At 65.6% G+C, this 20,639-nt stretch carries 20 protein-coding genes and 1 pseudogene; 5 read left to right on the forward strand and 16 right to left on the reverse strand.

Annotation, left to right across the window (positions count from 1 at the left end; genetic code table 11):
* Positions 1 to 91: 91 nt before the first annotated feature.
* The 9 genes from R3P93_RS12880 to R3P93_RS12920 all read right to left on the reverse strand — a co-directional run bounded on the left by R3P93_RS12880 (position 92) and on the right by R3P93_RS12920 (position 8,091).
* Complete coding sequence (locus R3P93_RS12880) at positions 92 to 289, reverse strand: hypothetical protein (protein WP_094669129.1); 198 nt, start codon at positions 287 to 289, stop codon at positions 92 to 94.
* 113 nt (positions 290 to 402) lie between these two features.
* On the reverse strand, positions 403 to 813 hold the full coding sequence (locus R3P93_RS12885) for a DUF2752 domain-containing protein (RefSeq protein ID WP_317533161.1): 411 nt from the start codon (positions 811 to 813) through the stop codon (positions 403 to 405).
* Between the two features lie 31 nt (positions 814 to 844).
* Positions 845 to 1,186 (reverse strand): cupredoxin domain-containing protein, encoded by a 342-nt coding sequence (locus R3P93_RS12890; protein ID WP_269596638.1) that lies wholly within the window; start codon positions 1,184 to 1,186, stop codon positions 845 to 847.
* Positions 1,187 to 1,209: 23 nt separating this feature from the next.
* The gene (locus R3P93_RS12895; RefSeq protein WP_317533162.1) at positions 1,210 to 2,184 is read right to left on the reverse strand and encodes a HEAT repeat domain-containing protein; all 975 of its coding nucleotides are present in this window, start codon (positions 2,182 to 2,184) and stop codon (positions 1,210 to 1,212) included.
* A gap of 9 nt (positions 2,185 to 2,193) precedes the next feature.
* Positions 2,194 to 2,820: a HEAT repeat domain-containing protein gene (locus tag R3P93_RS12900; protein ID WP_317533163.1), complete on the reverse strand. Its 627-nt coding sequence runs from the start codon at positions 2,818 to 2,820 to the stop codon at positions 2,194 to 2,196.
* Positions 2,821 to 2,854: 34 nt separating this feature from the next.
* On the reverse strand, positions 2,855 to 4,909 hold the full coding sequence (locus R3P93_RS12905) for an FUSC family protein (protein ID WP_317533164.1): 2,055 nt from the start codon (positions 4,907 to 4,909) through the stop codon (positions 2,855 to 2,857).
* A gap of 22 nt (positions 4,910 to 4,931) precedes the next feature.
* Positions 4,932 to 6,224, reverse strand: coding sequence for a GAF domain-containing protein (locus R3P93_RS12910; protein WP_068053582.1), 1,293 nt, complete (start codon positions 6,222 to 6,224; stop codon positions 4,932 to 4,934).
* 44 nt (positions 6,225 to 6,268) lie between these two features.
* A complete protein-coding gene (locus tag R3P93_RS12915; protein WP_068053580.1) occupies positions 6,269 to 7,036 on the reverse strand; it encodes an acetoin reductase in 768 nt (255 codons plus the stop codon).
* Entirely contained in the window at positions 7,033 to 8,091 is a 1,059-nt protein-coding gene (locus R3P93_RS12920; RefSeq protein ID WP_094669125.1) for a 2,3-butanediol dehydrogenase, read from the reverse strand. The genes R3P93_RS12915 and R3P93_RS12920 overlap by 4 nt, the downstream gene beginning before the upstream one ends.
* Before the next feature lie 229 nt (positions 8,092 to 8,320).
* On the opposite strand from R3P93_RS12920, the gene R3P93_RS12925 reads away from it, so the two are divergent.
* Complete coding sequence (locus R3P93_RS12925; RefSeq protein WP_317533165.1) at positions 8,321 to 10,162, forward strand: NAD(P)/FAD-dependent oxidoreductase; 1,842 nt, start codon at positions 8,321 to 8,323, stop codon at positions 10,160 to 10,162.
* Positions 10,163 to 10,212: 50 nt separating this feature from the next.
* Here the strand turns inward: R3P93_RS12925 and R3P93_RS12930 are convergent, their stop codons facing one another.
* The 4 genes from R3P93_RS12930 to R3P93_RS12945 form a co-directional block, all read right to left on the reverse strand.
* Entirely contained in the window at positions 10,213 to 10,590 is a 378-nt protein-coding gene (locus R3P93_RS12930) for a VOC family protein (protein ID WP_068053571.1), read from the reverse strand.
* 8 nt (positions 10,591 to 10,598) lie between these two features.
* The gene (locus tag R3P93_RS12935) at positions 10,599 to 11,969 is read right to left on the reverse strand and encodes an NAD(P)/FAD-dependent oxidoreductase (RefSeq protein ID WP_317533166.1); all 1,371 of its coding nucleotides are present in this window, start codon (positions 11,967 to 11,969) and stop codon (positions 10,599 to 10,601) included.
* Positions 11,970 to 12,032: 63 nt separating this feature from the next.
* The gene (locus R3P93_RS12940; RefSeq protein WP_394855299.1) at positions 12,033 to 13,505 is read right to left on the reverse strand and encodes a carboxylesterase/lipase family protein; all 1,473 of its coding nucleotides are present in this window, start codon (positions 13,503 to 13,505) and stop codon (positions 12,033 to 12,035) included.
* Positions 13,506 to 13,550: 45 nt separating this feature from the next.
* On the reverse strand, positions 13,551 to 14,555 hold the full coding sequence (locus tag R3P93_RS12945; RefSeq protein WP_068053562.1) for an aldo/keto reductase family protein: 1,005 nt from the start codon (positions 14,553 to 14,555) through the stop codon (positions 13,551 to 13,553).
* A gap of 52 nt (positions 14,556 to 14,607) precedes the next feature.
* On the opposite strand from R3P93_RS12945, the gene R3P93_RS12950 reads away from it, so the two are divergent.
* On the forward strand, positions 14,608 to 14,829 hold the full coding sequence (locus tag R3P93_RS12950) for a hypothetical protein (RefSeq protein WP_317533168.1): 222 nt from the start codon (positions 14,608 to 14,610) through the stop codon (positions 14,827 to 14,829).
* A gap of 30 nt (positions 14,830 to 14,859) precedes the next feature.
* Positions 14,860 to 15,207 (forward strand): annotated as a pseudogene (locus R3P93_RS12955) (dihydrofolate reductase family protein); the annotation flags it as partial.
* Here the strand turns inward: R3P93_RS12955 and R3P93_RS12960 are convergent.
* From R3P93_RS12960 to R3P93_RS12970, 3 genes are read right to left on the reverse strand one after another with little or no spacing between them, the layout of a single operon-like run.
* Entirely contained in the window at positions 15,189 to 16,424 is a 1,236-nt protein-coding gene (locus R3P93_RS12960; RefSeq protein WP_068053559.1) for a hypothetical protein, read from the reverse strand. The pseudogene R3P93_RS12955 and the gene R3P93_RS12960 sit on opposite strands and share 19 nt — an antisense overlap.
* A gap of 7 nt (positions 16,425 to 16,431) precedes the next feature.
* A complete protein-coding gene (locus tag R3P93_RS12965; protein WP_068053555.1) occupies positions 16,432 to 16,896 on the reverse strand; it encodes a MarR family winged helix-turn-helix transcriptional regulator in 465 nt (154 codons plus the stop codon).
* On the reverse strand, positions 16,893 to 17,492 hold the full coding sequence (locus R3P93_RS12970; RefSeq protein WP_317533169.1) for a DJ-1/PfpI family protein: 600 nt from the start codon (positions 17,490 to 17,492) through the stop codon (positions 16,893 to 16,895). Before R3P93_RS12970 ends, R3P93_RS12965 begins: the two co-directional genes overlap by 4 nt.
* A 132-nt stretch (positions 17,493 to 17,624) precedes the next feature.
* On the opposite strand from R3P93_RS12970, the gene R3P93_RS12975 reads away from it, so the two are divergent.
* Positions 17,625 to 19,253 (forward strand): sigma-54-dependent Fis family transcriptional regulator, encoded by a 1,629-nt coding sequence (locus tag R3P93_RS12975; RefSeq protein WP_256980833.1) that lies wholly within the window; start codon positions 17,625 to 17,627, stop codon positions 19,251 to 19,253.
* Between the two features lie 142 nt (positions 19,254 to 19,395).
* Positions 19,396 to 20,505 (forward strand): NDMA-dependent alcohol dehydrogenase, encoded by a 1,110-nt coding sequence (locus R3P93_RS12980; protein WP_068053551.1) that lies wholly within the window; start codon positions 19,396 to 19,398, stop codon positions 20,503 to 20,505.
* Positions 20,506 to 20,639 lie beyond the last annotated feature (134 nt).

A 20,639-nucleotide genomic window follows, 5' to 3' on the forward strand; every position in this document is an offset into this window, starting at 1 on the left:
TGTGAGTCAGGCCCCAGCCCACTGCAGATATCCAGTATCAACCGGACATATCCATACTCACAGTCACATTGACTCCCCAGGGGCAGGGCGGTCAGGGCACCCAGTGTCTCGCGGCGATGTCGTCGATCAGCGGATCTCCGTCCTGCGCAGCATCGAGTGCTTCGAGGTCGTCGCGCAGTGCGTTCAGTCGCGGGTCGTCGCCCTCCGCTTGTTCGGCGGCCGTTCCTCCGTCGTCGGCGAGTTGGGCGAGCAGTTTCGCGCGCACGCGATCCTTCAGCGAGTCGCTCATTCGTCGTCACCCTTCTTGAAGACGCGGCGGGCCGTGGGGATGAGCGCGATGAGCACGCCCAGCAGCACGATGATCGAGAAGATTTCCAGCAGCATGTTTAACTCCTAGTGATGTCAGGTCGGGGCGATCGCGGTGCCCCACGGGGTGTTGCGCACCACGGTGAACACGGTGAGGACGGCGATCAGGACGATCACCGTCGGGCGGTTGAATCGCGGGAGTTCGAGCGGGTGTCCAGTCCACCGAGCCCGCAACCACAGCGCCCACACTGCGAACGCGCCGACGGCAAGGACAACCGCAACGACATTGCTCGACGCGGCCGCCGCGATGTCTCCGCGGGTGAGGTCACCGAGAGCCCGGGTCGTGCCGCATCCGGGGCACCACAATCCGGTCAGCGCGTGAAACGGGCAGGGAAGGTACGCCGAAGTGCGAGGGTCACGAACGTGCAGCAGCACTGCCCCACCGACAGCCGCAGCGGCAACACCGAGAGGTGCGGCGATGCTGCGCGATCGGGTGGGTGCTGTCATGCTTACCAGTCCATCACGGTTCCAGCGTCCGTCACGGTTCAACGACGATCGTCGCCGTCATGTCCGGATGCGGGGTGCAGTGGTAGGTGAAGGTCCCCGCGGTGTCGAAGGTGTGCGTGAACTGACCGGTCTCCATCAAAGCGCTCCGGAACGAGTTGTCGTCGGCGACCACATTGTGAGCCATGCCGCGGTCGGCGAACACCCAGGTGACGGTGTCCCCCACGGAGATCGTCAGTGACTTCGGCGAGTACATCCGATCGGCGACGGTCACCTGGTTCTCGGCAACGGGTTCGGCGGGTGCGGCCGGGGTGGTTGCGGTGGAGCAGGCAGTCAACATGATCATCGATGCCGCGAGCAGTCCGAAAGCCTTCATACCTCCGACGGTACCGAAGGTCTTCACTCCCTCCGGCCGAGGATGTACTGGGCCGTCAGTGCAATCGATCGCTCCGAATCCCGGGACAGTTCCCGCAGCGCCGCGAGCGCTGCCGAGCCCGGAATGCTCGCCAACGCCTGCGTCACTCGCTGTCGCACCACAGAATCGTCGATGCCGTCCATCAACGCCGCCACAATGGAGTCGGCGGATCCCAGCACGCCCAGGGCATCCGCGGCATCCACATCGTTCGTTCCGGCGTGCACCATCTCGATCAGCGTCGGGACAGCATCGACCACCCCTCGCGCTGCCAGTTCCAGCGCAGCAACCCGCCGGACCTGCTCGTCATTGTGGACCAGCGACTCGGTCAGCAGTTCGGTGGAAGCGGGGTGAGATATCTCGACGACGGTATCCACGGCGCGGCGTCGTACCTCGGGGTTCGGTGAGTTCAGGCCCTCCTGCAGCGGCCCGATCGCGTCCCCACCCGACTGAGCGAGAGCCCACCGCAGTGCGCCGGCCACGTTGGTTGCGGGCTCACGCAGCACCGCCTCGGCCAGGGCGTCCGCCGGAATGGGTCGATCTCCGACGGAGGACAGCGCCGCCGTCTGCCGCTTCCCTGCACTGACAGACCCGAGATCACTCAGCAGCGCCACAGTGTCGAGTACGTCCTCCCAGTCCGCCGGCCGCAGGTCGCCGATGCGACGCAACCGCGTGAGCAACTCGGTATCCCGAGCGATGCGTTCCTCCGTTCGGGCGGCGAGCTCGTCGACGAGTCCCGAGGCCGCGAAGTTCGGGTCGTCGAGCGCTCGCCCGACGTCGTGCAGAGACAACCCGAGCGAACGCAGAGACTCGACGTGGAAGAGGCGTCGAACATCATCCGGGGAGTACTCGCGGTAGCCGGTGCCGCTACGCGACGTCGGGCGCACGAGTCCGAGCCTGTCGAAGTGCCGGAGCATGCGCGCACTGACGCCCGACCGCCGCGCCACCTCACCGATCAACATCGTTCTATCTCACCCCGCCGAGTCGACCACGCCAAGGGCATCGATACGTTTGGCCTCGAACACTGCGAATCCGGCGTCCGGGTCTCGGAGCAGCGCCTCGGTTGCTTGCGCATGGGCGCGAACGGCTGGATCCGTGCTCGACGCGGCCTCCCGCAGCATCTCCTCGATCACCGATCCGAGCGCAACGAGCGCGCGGCTGAGGCTCCGCTGGACGTCGTGCCCACCTCGGCCGAGTTGGGTGGCGAGCATTGTCGCCAATGCTGATTCGCTTCCTGCCGGCACCAGAACCACTGCGGCTCGCCATGCGCTTCGGGCCACTTCGTCGTCCGGATCAACAAGCACGGAAGAGGTGATCGCCTCCCACGCCGACTCGTCCTTGATTTTCGACAACGTGTGTAGCGCCTGGCTGCGTGCCTGCGCGCCGCCCGATCTCACCTTCTCGATCAACCGCGGAACCGTCGCCGACGCGGGAAGTCGAATCAGCGCCCACGTCAACATCTCTCGCACCTGAAAATCCGGTTCGACGGCACACCGCTGCAGCAACGCGTCGAGAAACTGTAGGTCCGGCGTGGTGCCGATATCGAGCGCTGCTCGAAGCCGAACCGAAGAAGCGTGGTGCCGAAGTAGTTCGTTCATGGCCGTCAGCCAAGACCTTGTCACGATGTGAAGGTCAACTCCGAGTCAACACATCGGCGAGTGTTCGGTTCATCGTGTTCAGTGCGCGCACCGCACCCCGCAGCGGACCGGGCGCGTTGGCGGAGGTGAGCAGCACGTCCAATACCGTTGTCTCGGTGATCTTCTCCGGCGGCTCGACGTGATTTCCGGCAACGGCTGCCTCGACGTGACGCACAGTGTCGCGCACCAGAGCCGCCGCGTCGCGCAGAGCCTGGGCAGTCTCGGCCGTCGGAGCCGTTTCCGCCTCGGCGCGGGAGGCGAGCACGCCCGCGCGGGCCAGAGCGTGCGCCGATCGGCCGCTGACTGCCAGCACTCGTAGCAGTCGTTTCGCGCCTCGCCTGCTGCGGGTCGCCGGCCCGAGCACCAGCGGCTTTCCGGCCGTCACGACGTCCTTCAACGCATTGTCGAGCGTGCGCGTCGACGCCACCAGGTCGGTCTCCTCGCCCGGAGCGATGACCGATTCCACGCTCGATTTGATCAACGTATCCAGCTGGTCGAGGTACGTATCGACCTTGTCCACCAATGTCTTTCGGGTGCTCGTCGAGAAGATGAAGTAGGCGGAGACCATACCGACCACGCCGCCGACGGCGGTCTCGACGATCCGAAGCTCGAGCACCTCGATGCTGAAGGTGCCCAGTAGCCCGTAGAGCATCGCGAGCAGAATGGTGACGAAGAACGACAGCAGCGCATACGCCACCGTCACCAGATAGAACGCGAAGAAGACACAGACGACGATCAGCACCAGCTGCAGGGGTTGATTGTTGCCCACGAGTGCGGCGATCACCACCCCGGCGAGCACACCCGCGATGGTCCCGAGGACGCGTTGGCCAGCGCGCGTGAGGATTTCACCGCGCGTCGACGCCCCCGTGAACACCAGGAACGCCGTCAGTACGGCCCAGTACCAACGGTCGGGTGAGACCAGTTCACCCAGCACGGTCGCCGCACTGGTGGCGACGGCCACCTGGATGGCGGCCTTGGTGCTCGGATTGAGTCCGCTCGGCGTGTCCTTCGTCGCAGGTTCGGGGACGACTCGGGGACCCGCATCAACGGCAACCGCATTGGTGGTGATGTGATGAATAGCGATGTGCGCCTGCACAGCTCGTTGCGCCGAGACCGTGGCAATCCCCGCGGGGGTGGACGGGTCGGCGCGCTCGGCTGCTGTGGACGCCAACCGACGGGCTGCACGCAACTGCTCTGGCGACGGTGTGTTCTGCAGAACCGACCCGAGTGCCGTGGTCGCCTGCCCCAGCGCTGTCGGCCAGGGCTTCGCGGGATCCAGAGCCCACAGTGAGCTGACGAGCTGCTCGGTGGCGATCTGGGCGTCGAACACGCGGAGCGACAGATCTGTGCTCGTGACACTGAGCAGTTGCCCGGCATCGTGTCGGTCGAGCCAGTCGTCGATCATCAGCGCCGTGTTGCCGAGTCGGTCGAGTCTGCGGCGCACCAGGTTCAGGTCGCGGCTTTCCCCTGCCGACGTCGCCTCGAGCACCGACACCGAGACCGCCCGCATGGCGAACAGCAATCGACGAACCTCCACGATCGGCCGATCCGGGAAGATGACCGCTCGCACGAACAGGGCGATCACCAAGCCGCCGAGGATCGCCGCGATGAGCATCGGCAGCTGCCCCGGCGTCGCGCGCAGGAACAGCGCGAAGAAGTACGAGATGAACGAGACCATGCCCAGCGCCGTGCCACGTGGGCCGAAACGGCGCACCCACACGGCCGTGAACAACACCACGATGAATCCGACGTCGGCCACCTTGCCGAGTTCGGAGAGCAACGCCGCCAACGTCACTGCTGCCGAGGCCGGCAGCGCCATCAGTGCGGTGGTGACCAGCCGACTGTGCTGGTCCTTGTCCTTCACCGCGGCCGATGCCTGCATCGCCACGACGGTTCCGAGCATCGCCACCGTCACCGGCTGCCCGATGGCGCGCGTGATCAGCACCAACGTCACCATCGCCAGCAGTACCGTCAGCGTCGTCGCCGACGCGCCGCGCAGCCGTACCTGTCCCGGATCCGAGGCGTCGAGGATTCGGGCGAGGCGGTTCATTCCCTCGATTCTGCGCTACGGCTCAGCCCCGTGCCGCCCGGATCGCGGGGGCCGACGAATGCGGCAGCAATCGGCTCATGTCCGATGGCATGACCAGTTCGACGGTCGCGGATTCGTCCAGTCGGTACGGCTGCGTGGAGATGATGCCGGCGAGGTGTTTGCGCAGCCGCGACATCTCGGCCCGCACGGTGATGGCACGTCCGTCGTCGCCGAACAGATCCGCGGCCATCTGCGACGCGGTTCGCCCCTGCCGATGCGTGGCGAGCAAGTACAGAATTTCGGCGTGCCGAGGCGTCGGCTCGTGGGTCCACTCCCCCACCTCGCTGCGCACTTCGATGCGAGGTTTCTGCGAATTGCGCAGGTCGATGCGAATTCTCGTCGATCCGACATCGGCGACGCCGGAATCCATCGTGCTGGTGGGTCGGACGAGCCATCCACCGGGCAGCGGCTCGAAGTCGCACACGCCGAGGGTCGGCAGCCAGAAGCGTCCGGTCGCCAGATCCTCGGGCAACAGAATGCGATTGCGCAGCGCCACCGATTCGACAGCCGCGACCCAACCGTTCGCGTCCACGGCGAGGGCCGGGGACTGCAGGCGCGCGAGCATCGGTGCGGCCACCGAGCGCAGTCGATCGAGGGTGCTTCGATGAAGTTCCCGCAGTTGAGATTCCGCCAACCGTGCGACGGCGTCGACGAGTGCGATGGTGGTGGGGTGGACAGTCTTCGCCGGGCCGCTGACATCGATGGCTCCCAGCACCTGACCGGTCCGAGGGTCCCGAATCGGCGCACCGGCACACGTCCACGAATGATGGCTGCGCACATAGTGTTCGGCCGAGAAGATCTGCACCGCGCGCCGGGAGACCAGCGCGGTGCCGATGGCATTGGTGCCCACCGAGTCCTCGGCCCAGTTGGCGCCTTCCACGAAGCCGAGGTCGTCGGCGCGGTCCAGTACCGCCGTCGATCCGCTGCGCCACAGCACCCGGCCGTGCCGATCGGCGACGACCAGGATATTGTCGCCGTCCTGCACCACCGATTCCAGGCCGCGGGCCAAATCGTCGAGGATGTCGAACAGCCCCGATTCCCGACGGCTCAGCTCGAGGTCGGAGACGTCCATCTGCGTCTCGGCGGGGTTGCCCAGTTCCGGGTCGATGCCCAGGGTCTGCAACCGCCGCCACGAGTCCCCGATGACCTCGCGGGGACGCGCGGGTGACTTGCCGCCGGTCATGGTCGCGTCGTACACGGCAGTGAGAATCTGCGCGTAGCGGCGCGGGTCTTCGCCGGCCGCCAGCGCAGGTTCAGGACCTGTCGACTGCGTCATCACAGTCAATTGTGCTCCAGCTCACAGATCGACATCAACGGGGGTTACCGATAGACCAAACCACCGTCGATCAACGGTGCCTGGCCGGTCATGTAGTCCGAGTCCGGCCCGGCGAGATACGAGACGAACGCCGCGACATCCTCGGGGGTCTGCGCGCGACCGAGGGCGATGCCGCCGACGAATTTGTCGTAGGTCTCGCCTTCCGCTGCGCCCGTCAGCTCGGCGAAACGCTTGTCGATGGTGACCCACATATCGGTGCCCACCACGCCGGGGCAGTACGCGTTGACGGTGATCCCCTCGGCTGCGTATTCCTTCGCTGCGGCCTGGGTCAGTGCACGAACAGCGAATTTCGTTGCGCTGTAGACCCCGAGCATGGCGAACCCGTCGTGACCGGCGATCGACGACGCGTTGATGATCTTGCCCTTCTGGCCGAGAGACCTGAATTTCGCTGCAGCAGCTTGGATTCCCCACAGCACACCGTCGACGTTGACGGCCCAGATCTTCTTCGTGTCTTCGGGTCGAACATCGTCGAGCGGCGCAACCTGCGCGATGCCCGCGTTGTTGACGATGACGTCGAACCCGCCGAGCGCCTCGTGCGTGTGCTCGACGGCGGCGAACACCTGATCGCGGTCGCTGACGTCGGCCACGAATGTCGTTGCTTTCGAGCCGGTTTCACGTACCTCATCGGCGACGCCGGCGATCTTGTCCTCGACCAGATCCACCAGGGCGATGTCGTGTCCGTCGTTCGCCAACCGCAGCGCGATGGCCCGGCCGATGCCCTGGCCCGCACCGGTCACCAGCACCGCGCTCATGACGCTGCCCCGGTGGAAGGGTCGACCAGAACCTTCATCTTGGTGCCCGCATGCAGCGCCTCGAAGCCGTCGTCGATGACTCCGTCGAGCGTGATCTTGTCCACCCAGCCCGTCGTGTCGTAGTGGCCCTGGCTCATCAGATCGATGACGGCCTCGTAGTCGGCGGAGGTGTAGCAGAGCGAGCCCTGGATGCGGGATTCGTTCATCACCAGCTTCTGCAGCGGTGTGGTCAGTGGCTTTTCGTAGATCGCGACGCTGACCAGTGGCTTTCGCGCACCGATGCATCCGAGCGCTGTCTCGACGGCCGGTTGAACGCCGGCCGCGTCGTAGATCGCATCGGCTCCGTTGCCGTCGGTGAGATCGGCGACGAAGGAGGGGACGTCGACAGCCGTCGGGTCCAGGGTCTTCGCACCCAGGGCTTCGATCGATGCTCGACGCGTCGGCGATGGTTCGACGACGTACACGTTCTCGACGCCCTTGCCGCGCAGCGCGAACCACAGTCCGATGCCGATAGGGCCGGCCCCGAACACCATCGCGGTGTCGTCGGGCTTCGGATCCCCGAGTGTCGCAGCGTGATAGGCGACCGACATCGGCTCGACGAGCGCACCGAGTTCGAGGGAGACGTTGTCGGGCAAGGCATGAATCATGTCGGTGGGCACCACGGTGTATTCGGCCATTCCGCCGTCGGACATCAGCCCGTGAAAGCCGATCTGCGCGCAGATGTTGTAGTTGCCCGCGCGGCACGGGCCGCAGTGCCCACAGCGGTAGAGCGGCTCGATGGCCACGCGGTCGCCCACGTTGATGCCGGTGACACCCTTGCCGAGTTCGGTGACCGTACCCGAGAACTCGTGGCCCAGCACCAGCGGCATCTCCTGACCGGTCAGCGGATGCGGCGAGGTGGGGATGAAGATGGGGCCGGCGTAGTACTCGTGCAGGTCGGTTCCGCAGATTCCGTTGAACCCGACTTGGATCTTGACCTGCCCTTCACCTGGATTCGGCTCGGGTACGTCGGTGATCTCCACCTTGTTGGGGCCGTAGTACACAGCTGCGCGCATCGCTTCACTCCTGATCGTCGGATGCACTCATGTCTATGTGACGCCGACCACTTCGGACAGGGTTGCAGCGCGTTGCAGTCACTGCCCTCGGAATCGGGTGCATTCGACCGCGCTGAGCGCGGTCAGCTGCACCGGATTCGCACTGCAACCCCCTGCAACTCTCGACCACCCACCCCTGAAGGAGTGTGCTGGGTCACACAGAAGGTCCCGCACACCGCTAGGAGTTTTGATGACCCAGACCATCGAGCCGGTCGACATCGCCCGCACCCACACCCCGCAGGAACGGGTCGACGCCTGGCTGTCGGAGTTCGAGCAGGCGCTGGTCGCGCGCGATATTCCCCGCGTTGCCGGCATGTTCGCCGTCAGCAGCTTCTGGCGCGATCTCGTCACCTTCACCTGGAATCTGAAGACGGTGGAGGGGCGCGACGGCGTGTCCGACATGCTCTCCGAGCGGCTCGACGACACCGATCCGACGGGTTTCCACACCACCGAGACTCCCGACGAGGCAGACGGCGTGGTGTCGGCGTGGATCGAGTTCGAGACCGCGACCAGCCGCGGCAAGGGTCATCTGCGCCTGACCGTCGACGCCGATACCGGCCAGGACGTCGCGTGGACGCTGCTGACCACGATGCAGGAGCTCAAGGGTTACGAGGAGCGTCAGGGCAGCTCGCGCATCAAGGGCGCGGTGCACGGCTCGAATGCCGATACCCAGAACTGGGCGGAGAAGAAGGAGATCGAGGAGAAGGAACTCGGCTACAGCGTGCAGCCGTACGCCCTCGTCGTCGGCGGCGGCCAGGGCGGTATCGCTCTCGGCGCTCGGTTCCGTCAGCTCGGTGTGCCTGCGATCGTCGTCGACCGTGCCGAGCGCCCCGGCGACCAGTGGCGCGGCCGCTACAAGTCCCTGTGTCTGCACGACCCGGTCTGGTACGACCACCTGCCGTACCTGCCGTTCCCGCCGAACTGGCCGGTGTTCGCGCCGAAGGACAAGATCGGCGACTGGCTCGAGATGTACACCAAGGTCATGGAGGTCCCCTACTGGACCAAGACCACTGCCAAGTCCGCTACCTACGACGAGGTGGCGAAGGAGTGGACCGTTGTTCTCGACCGCGACGGCGAGGAAGTGATTCTCAAGCCCAAGCAGCTGGTGATGGCCACCGGAATGTCCGGCAAGAAGAACGTGCCGAACTTCCCCGGCATGGACGAATTCGAGGGCGAGCAGCACCATTCCAGCGAACACCCCGGTCCCGACGCGTATGTCGGCAAGCGGGTCGTGGTGGTGGGTTCCAACAACTCCGCGCACGACATCTGCAAGGCGCTGTACGAGACGGGTGTCGATGTGACGATGCTGCAGCGCTCGTCGACACACATCGTCAAATCCGATTCGCTGTGCGATATCGCGCTGGGTGATCTGTACTCGGAGCGGGCCGTCGAGTCCGGAATGACCACGGGCAAAGCCGATCTCACGTTCGCGTCCTTGCCCTACCGGATCATGCACGAGTTCCAGATCCCGGTGTATCAGCAGATCGCGGAGCAGGACAAGGACTTCTACGATCGGCTCGAGAAGGCCGGCTTCCAGCTCGATTTCGGCGACGACGGGTCCGGGCTGTTCATGAAGTACCTGCGCCGCGGCTCGGGCTACTACATCGATGTCGGCGCGTCCGAGCTGGTCGCGGACGGCAAGATCAAACTCGTTGCCGGGCAGGTGGATCGGATCAGCAAGACCGGCGTCGTGCTCGACGACGGCACCGAACTGCCTGCCGATCTGATCGTCTACGCCACCGGCTACGGCTCGATGAACGGCTGGGTGGCAGACCTCATCGATCAGGAGACCGCAGACAAGGTCGGCAAGTGCTGGGGCCTCGGCTCGAACACCACCAAGGATCCCGGTCCGTGGGAGGGCGAGCAGCGCAACATGTGGAAGCCGACGCAGCAGGAGAACTTCTGGTTCCACGGCGGCAATCTGCACCAGTCGCGGCACTATTCGCTCTACCTCGCACTGCAGATCAAGGCGCGCTACGAGGGCATCGACACCCCGGTCTACGGACTGCAGGAAGTGCATCACCTTCGGTGATGCATGTGCGCGGTAACTCGTAGCCTGCTACGAGTTACCGCGCACATGGGCTATTCCGTAAGTTGCGCTCTGAGCAGGCAGAACTCGTTGCCTTCGGGGTCGGCGAGGACGTGCCATTGCTCGTCGCCCGTCTGGCCCACATCGGCCGGGCGGGCACCGAGCGCGAGCAGCCGCTCGAGCTCGTCGTCCTGATCCCGGTCGGTGGGGTTGACGTCGATGTGCAGCCGACCTTTTCCCGTTCTCGGCTGCTCGTGCCTGCTCAGAATGATCGTGGGCTGCAGGCCACCGAACCCCGAGGCCGGCCCGATCTCGATCAGTTCCCCACCCTCACGATCGAGCTCGACGAATCCCAATACCTCGCACCAGAACTGCGCCAGCAGTTCCGGGCTACGGCACTCCAGGACGAGTTCACCGATGCGGCATGCCATGAGCTTCCCTACGTTCGGTCGTACAGATCGATTGCCTGAGCTTTCTTGATCAGCGCGTCCTCGGATCGCACCTGGGCCAGGTTTACGACGCGCGTCGGCAGCACCGAGGAGTACAGCCAGTCCGTTGCCACCCGCACTCGTGCAGACACCGTCGGCAACGCGTACAGGTGATAGCCGCGCGCGACGAACTTCGCGACGGGTCCGGTCAACGGAATGCCCAGAGGCTTTGCCACACCGTCGAATCCGCCGAGATCGGCGACGAGCCCCAGATCCGTGTGCTTGTACGGACGCGCCTGCCCGACACCGAGGGACGCCGCGACGTTCCGGGCGACGGCCACACCTTGGCGCTGGGCGTGCTGCGCCGTCGGCGGCGTTGGCTTCGACGGGCCGGCGGCGAGGTCGGGGACTGCCGCCGCGTCGCCGATCGCCCAAACATCTTCTACGCCGGGGACGGTCATGTCCGCGCCCACCACCAGGCGTCCGCCCGCTGTGGGCAGACCCAGCCGTGCGATGAGCGGGCTCGCGGCGACGCCTGCTCCCCAGACGAGCGTCCGGGACGGGATCACCTCGTCGTCGGTGAGCGTCACCGACGTTGCGGTGGCCGATGCCACCGACACCCCCAGCCGGACGTCGACACCTCGCTCGGCGAGCACGGCAAGCGCTTCCTTGCCCAGTCGCGCGCCGAGCTCCGGCAGCACCGCGTCGGCCACGTCGACGAGCACCCAGCGCACCTCGTCCGGGTCGACGCTCGCCCAACGGGACGCAATGCCTTTGACCCAATTCTGCATCTGCGCAACGAATTCGGTGCCCGTGTAACCGGCTCCTACGGCCACCACCGTCAGCCGCTCGGCTCGTTCGCTCCGGCCTTCCGGGGTGTCGGGCAGAGCATCGGCTGCGTCGAGTTGCGCGAGCACGTGGTTGCGGATGTAGACGGCTTCACTCAGCGTCTTGAGCCCGTACGCATGCTCGTCGACACCGGGGATGTCGAACTGCTTGGTCACCGACCCGGGTGCGAGTATCAGCTTGTCCCACTCGAGCGTCGAGTCGCCGTCGGGGCCGATCACCGTCAGCTCGCGCGCGTCGAAATCGACGGTCGTGACGTGACCGAGTACCAACTTGACGCGCGGCAACGCCTGCCGGGTCGAGACGGCGATGTCCCGCGGATCGAGAACGCCGGTGGCGACCTCGGGTAGCAGCGGACTGTAGAGCAGGTAGTCGGTGGGGGCCACCAACGTCAGCACGGCGCGATCTGGCCCCAGCAGCTTCGTCAGCCGCTGCAAGGCGTTGAATCCGCCGAAGCCCCCACCGACCACCACGACGCGAGCAGGCCGCGCGGGGACCGGAGAACTCGTACCGAAACCAGGAAGGAATCTGCGCATATCCGAGATTAACCCGCCGGTGAGCCACCCCGCAGACGACGTTCGGAGGTTGCCGAGAGAACGTCAGCGAACCCCGTCCCACACCGCGCGGGTTGCCGGCCTCGGGTCGAGGGAGACGCCCGGCTCGTTGCCGAACATCATCACGGCCCGGTCGGTGCCGTACGGGTCCCAGCCCGGAGAGCCGTCGCGCACGAAATCGACCCAGGCACGGTGCATCTGGTCGGTCACCTGCTGCGGCGGATTCGGGCCCGTGATGCGGGCGGTCTCGGGCTTGTGCAGCATGTCGAACACGAACGAAATCTCCAGTGCATGGCAGGCTCCGAGTGCGCCGTCGAACAGCGATGAGCGCCAAGTGAACTCGTAGACGAATGCATTTCCGGAACGGGCCTCGACCAGGCGTGTGGCCGGGATGCGGAAGAACCAGTCGGTCATGACGGCGATCATCAGCTCGCCGGCCGAGGCCTCGGGCAGCTGCTCGCGGTACCGGTCCAGCGCCGAGGGGTCGGCTCGGTACCCGGCGAGAACCATCTTCACGTAGTCCTCGGTGATGTGAGGGACCAGGCCGGCAGGCACGATGAAGAACGCGTGCTCCTCACTGGTGGTTCCGATCAACACGTCCACCTGTGCGCCCGCGCCGTCTCTGATCCGCGAAATAGGCAGCGCCGGAACGACATCCCCGTCTATGTACGGCTCGAAGGCCATGACGTTCAAGGCCAGCTCACCCCACGCCCCGGTCGGGGCCTCGGCGGTGATCCGATCGGACAATGCACGTTGAGCGTCGACCAACGCGTCCACCGACACCGAAGCAAATCCGTCGACCGTTGCCTCCACACCGAGCGCGGACGCCAATGCTGCGGAGACCTTGCCTGCGGTCTCGGCGGCAATGACATGGTGCCCGGCTCCGCTCTGCAGAATTGCCCGCTGGAAGAGTCCCTCGGCACGGGGCATCGACATCAAGGTGCCGACGCTCATCGCGCCCGCGGATTCACCGGCGATGGTCACCTGCGCCGGGTCACCGCCGTAGGCAGCGATGTGGTCGCGGACCCATTCGAGAGCCGCGACCTGGTCCAGCATTCCGCGGTTGGCCGGGGCACCGTCGATCAGTGCGAAGCCGTCGACTCCGAGTCGGTAGTTGATCACCACGGCCACGACGCCGTCCCGGGCGAACGCGGAACCGTCGTACGTGGGAATCGCGTTGCTGCCGTTGACGAATGCGCCGCCGTGGATCCAGACGAACACCGGTGCCGAGCCGCCGACATCGGGGGTGAAGACGTTGACGTTCAGGCAGTCCTCGCCCGGCACCACCGGCTCGCTGAGGATCTCGCTGGTCGGCGGCCGGTAGCCCACCTTGGGAACGGTGGCCCCGAGCTCGAGCGCGTCGTGCACTCCGTCCCAGGTGGGCGGCCGCGACGGTGCCTGGAATCGACGGGGGCCGAACGGGGCCTCGGCATACGGCACCCCGAGGAACGAGGTGACGCCGGCGTCGGTCCGACCGCGAACCTGGCCCTGAGGTGTATCGACGGTGATCATGTCCATACGTCCTTATTACCCTGTTCGCCTCGGACCGACGCCGGCAGGCGGTCAGACCAGACGTGCTTCCGGCGAGCCCGTCTTCCCCGCGTCACGCTCGACCGAATCGCCGAGCGCATCGTCGATCTTCGCGAGCACGTCGCCGTCGAGGGTGACCTCGGAGGCCTTGATGTTCTCGGCGATCTGCTCGGGGCGGGAGGCACCGACGAGTGCGGCGGCGATGTTGTCGTTGGCCAGCACCCACGCAACAGCCAACTGCGCCATGGTGATTCCCAGATCGTCGGCGATCGGCTTGAGCTGCTGCACGCGGGTCAGCGTCTGGTCGTCGAGGTAGCGCGCGATCATCTTGTCGCCGCCCTTGTCGTCCTTGGCGCGCGAGCCGTCGGGCAGAGGTTGGCCGGGGAGGTACTTGCCGGTGAGCACTCCCTGGGCGATGGGCGACCAGACGATCTGCGAGATACCAAGTTCCTTCGACGTCGGGATCACCTGATCCTCGATGACGCGCCACAGGGCCGAGTACTGCGGCTGGTTCGAGATGATCGAGAAGCCGTCCTGACGGGCGAGTTCCTGCCCGGCACGCAGTTGATCGGCGGTCCACTCGGAGACGCCGATGTACAGCGCCTTGCCCTGGCGGACGACGTCACCGAATGCGGCGATGGTCTCTTCGAGTGGAGTCTCGACGTCGTAGCGATGGGCCTGGTAGAGGTCGACGTAGTCGGTGCCGAGCCGACGCAGCGACGCGTCGATGCCTTCGAGGATGTGCTTGCGCGAGAGTCCGGTGTCGTTGGGGCCCTTGGGTCCGACCGGGAAGTAGACCTTGGTGAAGATCTCCAGCGATTCCCGACGCTCGCCTTTCAGCGCGTCGCCCAGCACGGTCTCGGCTGCTCCGTTGGCGTAGACGTCGGCCGTGTCGAACGTGGTGATGCCGGCATCGAGGGCCGCGCGTACGCACTGGGTGGCGATGTCGTTCTCCACCTGCGATCCGTGGGTCAACCAGTTGCCGTAGGTGATCTCCGAAATCTTCAGTCCGCTGTTTCCGAGGTATCTGTAAGCCATGAAGAAAACGGTACTCCGGTGACTTCGCGGTTCGCTGCTGGTCTACTCGGTTATGACACTTCGCGTACACAATCTGTCGGTCTCGCTCGACGGTTTCGCCGCCGGTCCCGATCAGAGCCAGGACAACCCCATGGGCGTCGGCGGCATGGCGCTGCACCAGTGGGTGTTCGCCGATCATTCGGATGCCGATCAGCGGATGCGCGACCTCGGTACCGAAAACATCGGCGCAACCATCATGGGCCGCAACATGTTCGGTCCGGTCCGCGACGAGTGACCCAACTACGACTGGCGCGGCTGGTGGGGAGAGGAGCCGCCGTACCATCACCCGGTGTTCGTACTGACCCATCACCCGCGGCCACCTCTGGAGATGGTCGGCACCACGTTCCACTTCACCGACGACCCCATCGAGGCCGTACTCGATCGCGCCCACGAGGCGGCGTCGGGCAAAGACGTGCGCCTCGGCGGCGGGGCATCGACGGTTCGGCAGTATTTGAAGGCAGGGCTCGTCGATCACCTCCATCTTGCGGTCTCGCCGGTGATTCTCGGAGCGGGAGAACCGATCTACGACGGTCGGGATCCGGCAGCGTTCGAGCGGACGGAGACGGTGGGATCGGATCAGGTGCTACACGTCGTCTACAGCAGAGTCCGGTAGCGGTTCAGAGCCCACATCCCGAGACCTGCGAGCACGACGGCGACACATGCACCGCCCGTCGAGAGCCAGAGTTCGACGCGGGGCCAGGACGTGTCCGTCAGTGCAGAGGTCAACGGCGTGTACGACGTCCATCCGTAGGTGACGACCATCGGCACCGTGATCGCCGCCGGGATTGCGAGGCCGAGGGTCGACGGCGTCGGTGCGGCCGGTGTGCACGCCACGTACAGGTACGCTGCGGCGGCCGGAAAGACGATCAGGGTCGCGACGTAGTGAACGTTGTCCAGCGGCGGCTGCTCGAACAGTGCCGTCACGCAGACCACCGCCAGAACTGCGACGCCGATCAACGGACGCCCCCAACGCAATCCGAGCGCGGCACCGGCGGCCACCGCGATTGCGGTGACAGCTACCAGTCCCAGTGTCCAGGCCCGGGCCGAGACACTGATACCCACCCCGGCCGTGGTGGTCGAGGTGAGCAACACCGCCGTTCCGGCGAGAACCATGACGCCGCCGCGGCCCGGTAGCAGGCCGGCCGCCGCGAACAACACGGGTACGACGAAGAGTCCGTAGTACCAGCGGCCGCCGAACCCGTACAGGCTCTGGAACATGCTGAACACGAACACCATATTGAGCAGCAGCCCACCGATCGCCACCAGCAGTATTGCCGCGACTGTGCGGATGTCGCGATCGGTGGCCGGGCTTTCGCCCTGTTCGGCGCGCGCTGCCCACGCCGCAGCCACCATCACGAGCACACAGAGCACCGGCACGACCACCGGTGTGCCCATGTCGGATTCGGTGAGGTAGTCGGCGTAGCGCCGGGGAATTGCGCTGTGCTGTAACGCCTCTACTGCACCCACACTGAGCAGCCCGAGCAGAAACGATGCCGTCAGCAGCGCCTGCCGAACCCGCGTGCTGTTCGCCTGCACTGCACTGCATCCCAACAGGACTCCGCCTGCCATCACCTCGGCGAAATCGGACGAGAACAGCAGTGCCGATCCCCCGATGACAACTGCAGCGGCGATGGACAGTCCGGCCAGAACGCTGCGACGACGAACGACCATCGCCGTACCCGACGCAAGGATCAGCGCGACCGCGACTCCCCCACCGCCGCTGGAGAGCAGCAGCCCGCCGACGCTGGTGTCGCCGAGGATGTCGATGCCGTCCGATTGCATCGACAACCCGGCCAGCAATCCGGTCAGCAGTACCCCGAGCGTAACCATGCCCGAATTATGCACTGCCGCCGCGATAGTCCCTGGATGCCCTAAGGATCTTCTCCAGGGTTGCCGCAAAGGCCTGCAGCTCGCCCTCTCCCACAGCGGCTCCCACGGCATCGGACCATGCATGTTGCGCATCCCGCAGCTCGGCAACGGTGTCGCGGCCCTTGGCGGTGGGTTCCAACAGCTTCGCGCGCTTGTGGTTCGGGTTGTCGACGTACACGGCCCATCCTTTGTCCACCAACAGATTTGCGGTGCGTTGCACACTCTGACGCGCTAACCCCAGCCCGACGCGTCGCGCGATGTCGGCTACCGAGAGCGGCTCGTCCAAGGTGGCTCCGAGAACCTGCCACCACGCCGGAGTCAGACCCGTCGGCTCGGTGATGTCCTGTGCGGCGGCGAGGAATTCACCGTTGAGCTCGAAGACGGGCAGAACCAGCGCAGTCAGCGCATCTCCCTCGGGAGTGCGCTGCTTCATGCGCCGGCCAGCTGGTCGTAGTACTTGCGTTCCCCCGTCGTGTAGAGGCCGTACCAGGCGTCGACCACAGGTTGCGGAAACACGTTCAACCGCTCGAACACGAGCTTCGCGAATTCCAACGGGCTCACGCCGCCTGCGGTGATCACGGTGCCGTCGGACACTGCCTTCTCGTCGCGGTAGTACTCCGAACCATGGTATTCGGTTGCCTGCGTGAGGAACTCGGCGGCATTGGAGGTATGTGGCCGGTCGTCGAGCACTCCGGTTCGGGCCAAACCCAACGTTGCGCCGCAGATCGCCGCGACCGGCGTTCCCGCCGCAACGAGTTCGACTGCGAGCCTCAGCACCGCGTCGTGACCGGAGTCCCAACTGGGCGCGCCGGGCAGAATCAACGCATCGAGAGTGGGAAGGTCTGCCACCGCGACATCGGGAGTGATTCGCAGACCTCCCATCGTCGTGACGACGTCTTCTGTCTCGGATGCAACGATCAGCCGATTGGCGTCGGGGTCTTGTTCACGAGCCATGGCCAACCCGGCGGTGAGGTATCCGTACTCCCAGTCGGCCATGGTGTCGGTGGCGTACAGAGCGATCGTTGTCATCTCGAACCTCCAGAATTTCGACAGTGTGCTGTCATTTTGCGCACATGACAGCACGCTGTCAATCCACCACTGCCCGATCGGGCAGGTTCCGTCGAAACGTGCGTCGAGCGGAGCAGTCGGCGATACCGTCGTATGACGACCATGCGCCGGCCGACGGAGGTGCGCGAGATGCCCAGCGGTGCCGAGAAGCTCCGAGATTCCATTGCCAAGTCCTGGCAACGGTCGGCGCAGAGCGGTCTCGCACCGGCGGACACCCTGGAGCAGGCGAGCCTGCGTGACGTCGACCGTCGTAGCCGCCTCCTCGCCGCGGCAAATCCCATCCTCGATCGGATGGAGAGCGTGCTCCACGGCTCCGGGTACTGCGTCCTGCTCGCGGACCGTGACGCCCGGCTGGTCGATCTCCGTTTCGGAACCCATTCGCTACGAGATGCGGTGTCCTCCATGGGCGCGGTCGTCGGCCGCTCGTTCACCGAACAGGCGTCGGGCACCAATTCGATCTCGACAAGCTTCGAGATGCGCGCCCCGTGCGCTGTGCACGCCGAGGAGCACTACATCGAGTCGATGAAAACCTTCGGCTGCTACGGCCACCCCCTCATCCACCCCGTCACCCGCCGCATCGAGGGCGTCCTCGACATCACCTTCCTGGCCTCCGACGACAACCCGCTGCTCCAACCGATGCTCGTCCATGCCGCACAGGACATTCAGGGCAGGCTCCTCGAAGAGACGCGTTCGGGCGAACAACGACTCTTCCAGGCTTTTCAGTACGCATCCTCACAGCGCCGCGGTGCACCCGTCATCGCGATAGCCGACGAAATCCTGCTCGAAAACACCAGCGCTGCAACAATAGTGGACACAGTCGATCACTCCGCACTACGCTCGCTCACCGACGATGCGGTCCGGCGCAGCGGCGTCGTACAGGATGTGATTCTCAATTCCGGACTGCATGCAACCGTGCGCTGGGAACGTCCGGTGTCGGCCGCGGGCATCGTCATCGAGATCGATCCGCACGACACCGTGCGTACACCACCACCGGCACCGAAGACGCGAAAGCCGTTGTGCGTCAACGGTGAACCCGGCACCGGAAAATCCACCACTCTGGCCCGATGGACAGCAACGACGTCACCACGCTGGTTCGACGCGTCGGATCTGGTGACGACGACTGCGGCCGAGTGGTTGGCAGGCGTCGAGCATCAGATCCGGGCGGCACACGATGTCGTGGTCGAGAACGTGCATTTCCTCACCGGCCCGGTGGCGAGCCGGCTGCATTCGATTCTGTCGTCCGCTCCCGGGTGGTACGCGCTGTCGAGTTCGGCCACCGACTCGGCCGAACTCGAACATCGCCAACTTCTGTCCCTGTGCGCCGAGACCATCGAGTTGGCCCCGTTGCGCTCTCGCCGACACGAGATTCCGGACCTGGTCCGCGCCATCATGGCCGAGCTCGAGTCCCGCGCGCACTTCACCCCGGCAGCGTTGTCGGCGTTGATCGACTACGACTGGCCGGGCAACATCGGCGAACTCCGAGCCGAGGTCACCGAGGCCGCGTCGCGCAGATCCGTCGGAGATATCACCGAACGGGAACTGGTCCGGCCGCGCAAGAAAGCGTCGACCACACGGATGAGCACCCTCGACACCGCGATGCGCGACGCCATCGTGCACGAGTTGGCGCGGCAGGGCGGGAACAAACGCACGACGGCGGAGAGCCTGGGAATCAGTCGAACCACGCTGTACAAGCGGATGCGCGAATTCGGCATCCTCGGCTGAGGTTGTCCACTTTCTGAACACTCTCCACCCGTGATCGGGGTCACAATTCCATGCATGGATGCGCGCCCGGCAATACGAGAGCAGCGGCACCGTCGGACACGCCACATCCATCGACCGCTGAATCGACGTCAGGAGAATCTCCGTGAAGACCAAAGCAGCAGTACTGTTCGAGCCACACAAGCCGTTCGAGATCATCGAACTGGACATGGACGGCCCCGGCCCCGGTGAAGTCCTGATCAAGTACGTGGCCGCAGGACTGTGCCATTCGGATCTACATCTGCTCGACGGTGACCTGCCACCACGCTTCCCCATCGTCGGCGGCCACGAGGGGTCCGGCATCATCGAAGAAGTCGGTCCCGGCGTCACCAAGGTCAAGCCCGGCGACCATGTCGTCTGCTCCTTCATCCCGAACTGCGGCACCTGCCGCTACTGCTCCACCGGCCGACAGAACCTGTGCGACATGGGCGCAACGATCCTCGAGGGCTGCATGCCCGACGGCACGTTCCGTCGCCGCGACAGCAAGGGCACCGAATTCGGAGCGATGTGCATGCTCGGCACCTTCTCCGAACGCGCCACCATCTCGCAGCACTCCGTCGTCAAGATCGACGACTGGTTGCCCTTGGAGACAGCAGTTCTCGTGGGCTGCGGCGTTCCGTCCGGCTGGGGTACCGCCGTTTACGCGGGCGGTGTACGCGCAGGTGACTCCGTGATCATCTACGGCATCGGCGGCCTCGGCATCAATGCCGTTCAGGGAGCGGTGCATTCGGGCGCGAAGCATGTCCTCGTCGTCGATCCGCTCGAGTTCAAGCGTAACCAGGCGCTGAAGTTCGGGGCGACTCACGCGTTCGCGGACTACGCGTCGGCGCAGGAGAAGTTGACCGAACTCACGTGGGGTCAGGGAGCGGACCAGGCTCTGATTCTGGTCGGAACCGTCGACGAGGAGGTCGTGCAAGCCGCAACCGCGGCCATCGGCAAGGGCGGCACCGTCGTCATCACCGGGCTCGCCGATCCCGAGAAGCTGACTGTGCACGTGTCCGGCACGGATCTGACGTTGAATCAAAAGACGATCAAGGGCACGCTCTTCGGGTCCGCGAATCCGCAGTACGACATCGTGCGCCTGCTACGCCTCTACGACGCCGGGCAACTCAAGCTCGACGAACTCATCACCTCGACCTACTCCTTGGAGCAGGTCAACGAGGGCTACCAGGACCTACGCGACGGCAAGAACATGCGCGGGGTGATTCACTTCTGAAACACGCTGCGGCAGTGGTGGGGGGGGGGGGGGGGGGGGGGGGGGCGGCCCCCCCCCCGGCGGCGGGCCCCGCCCCCCCCAACGAGGGGGGGGCCGCCCCGGCCGGCCCCCCCCCCCGGGCCCCCCCCCCGCGC

The organism is Rhodococcus cerastii (assembly GCF_033042195.1).
Taxonomy (GTDB): domain Bacteria; phylum Actinomycetota; class Actinomycetes; order Mycobacteriales; family Mycobacteriaceae; genus Rhodococcoides.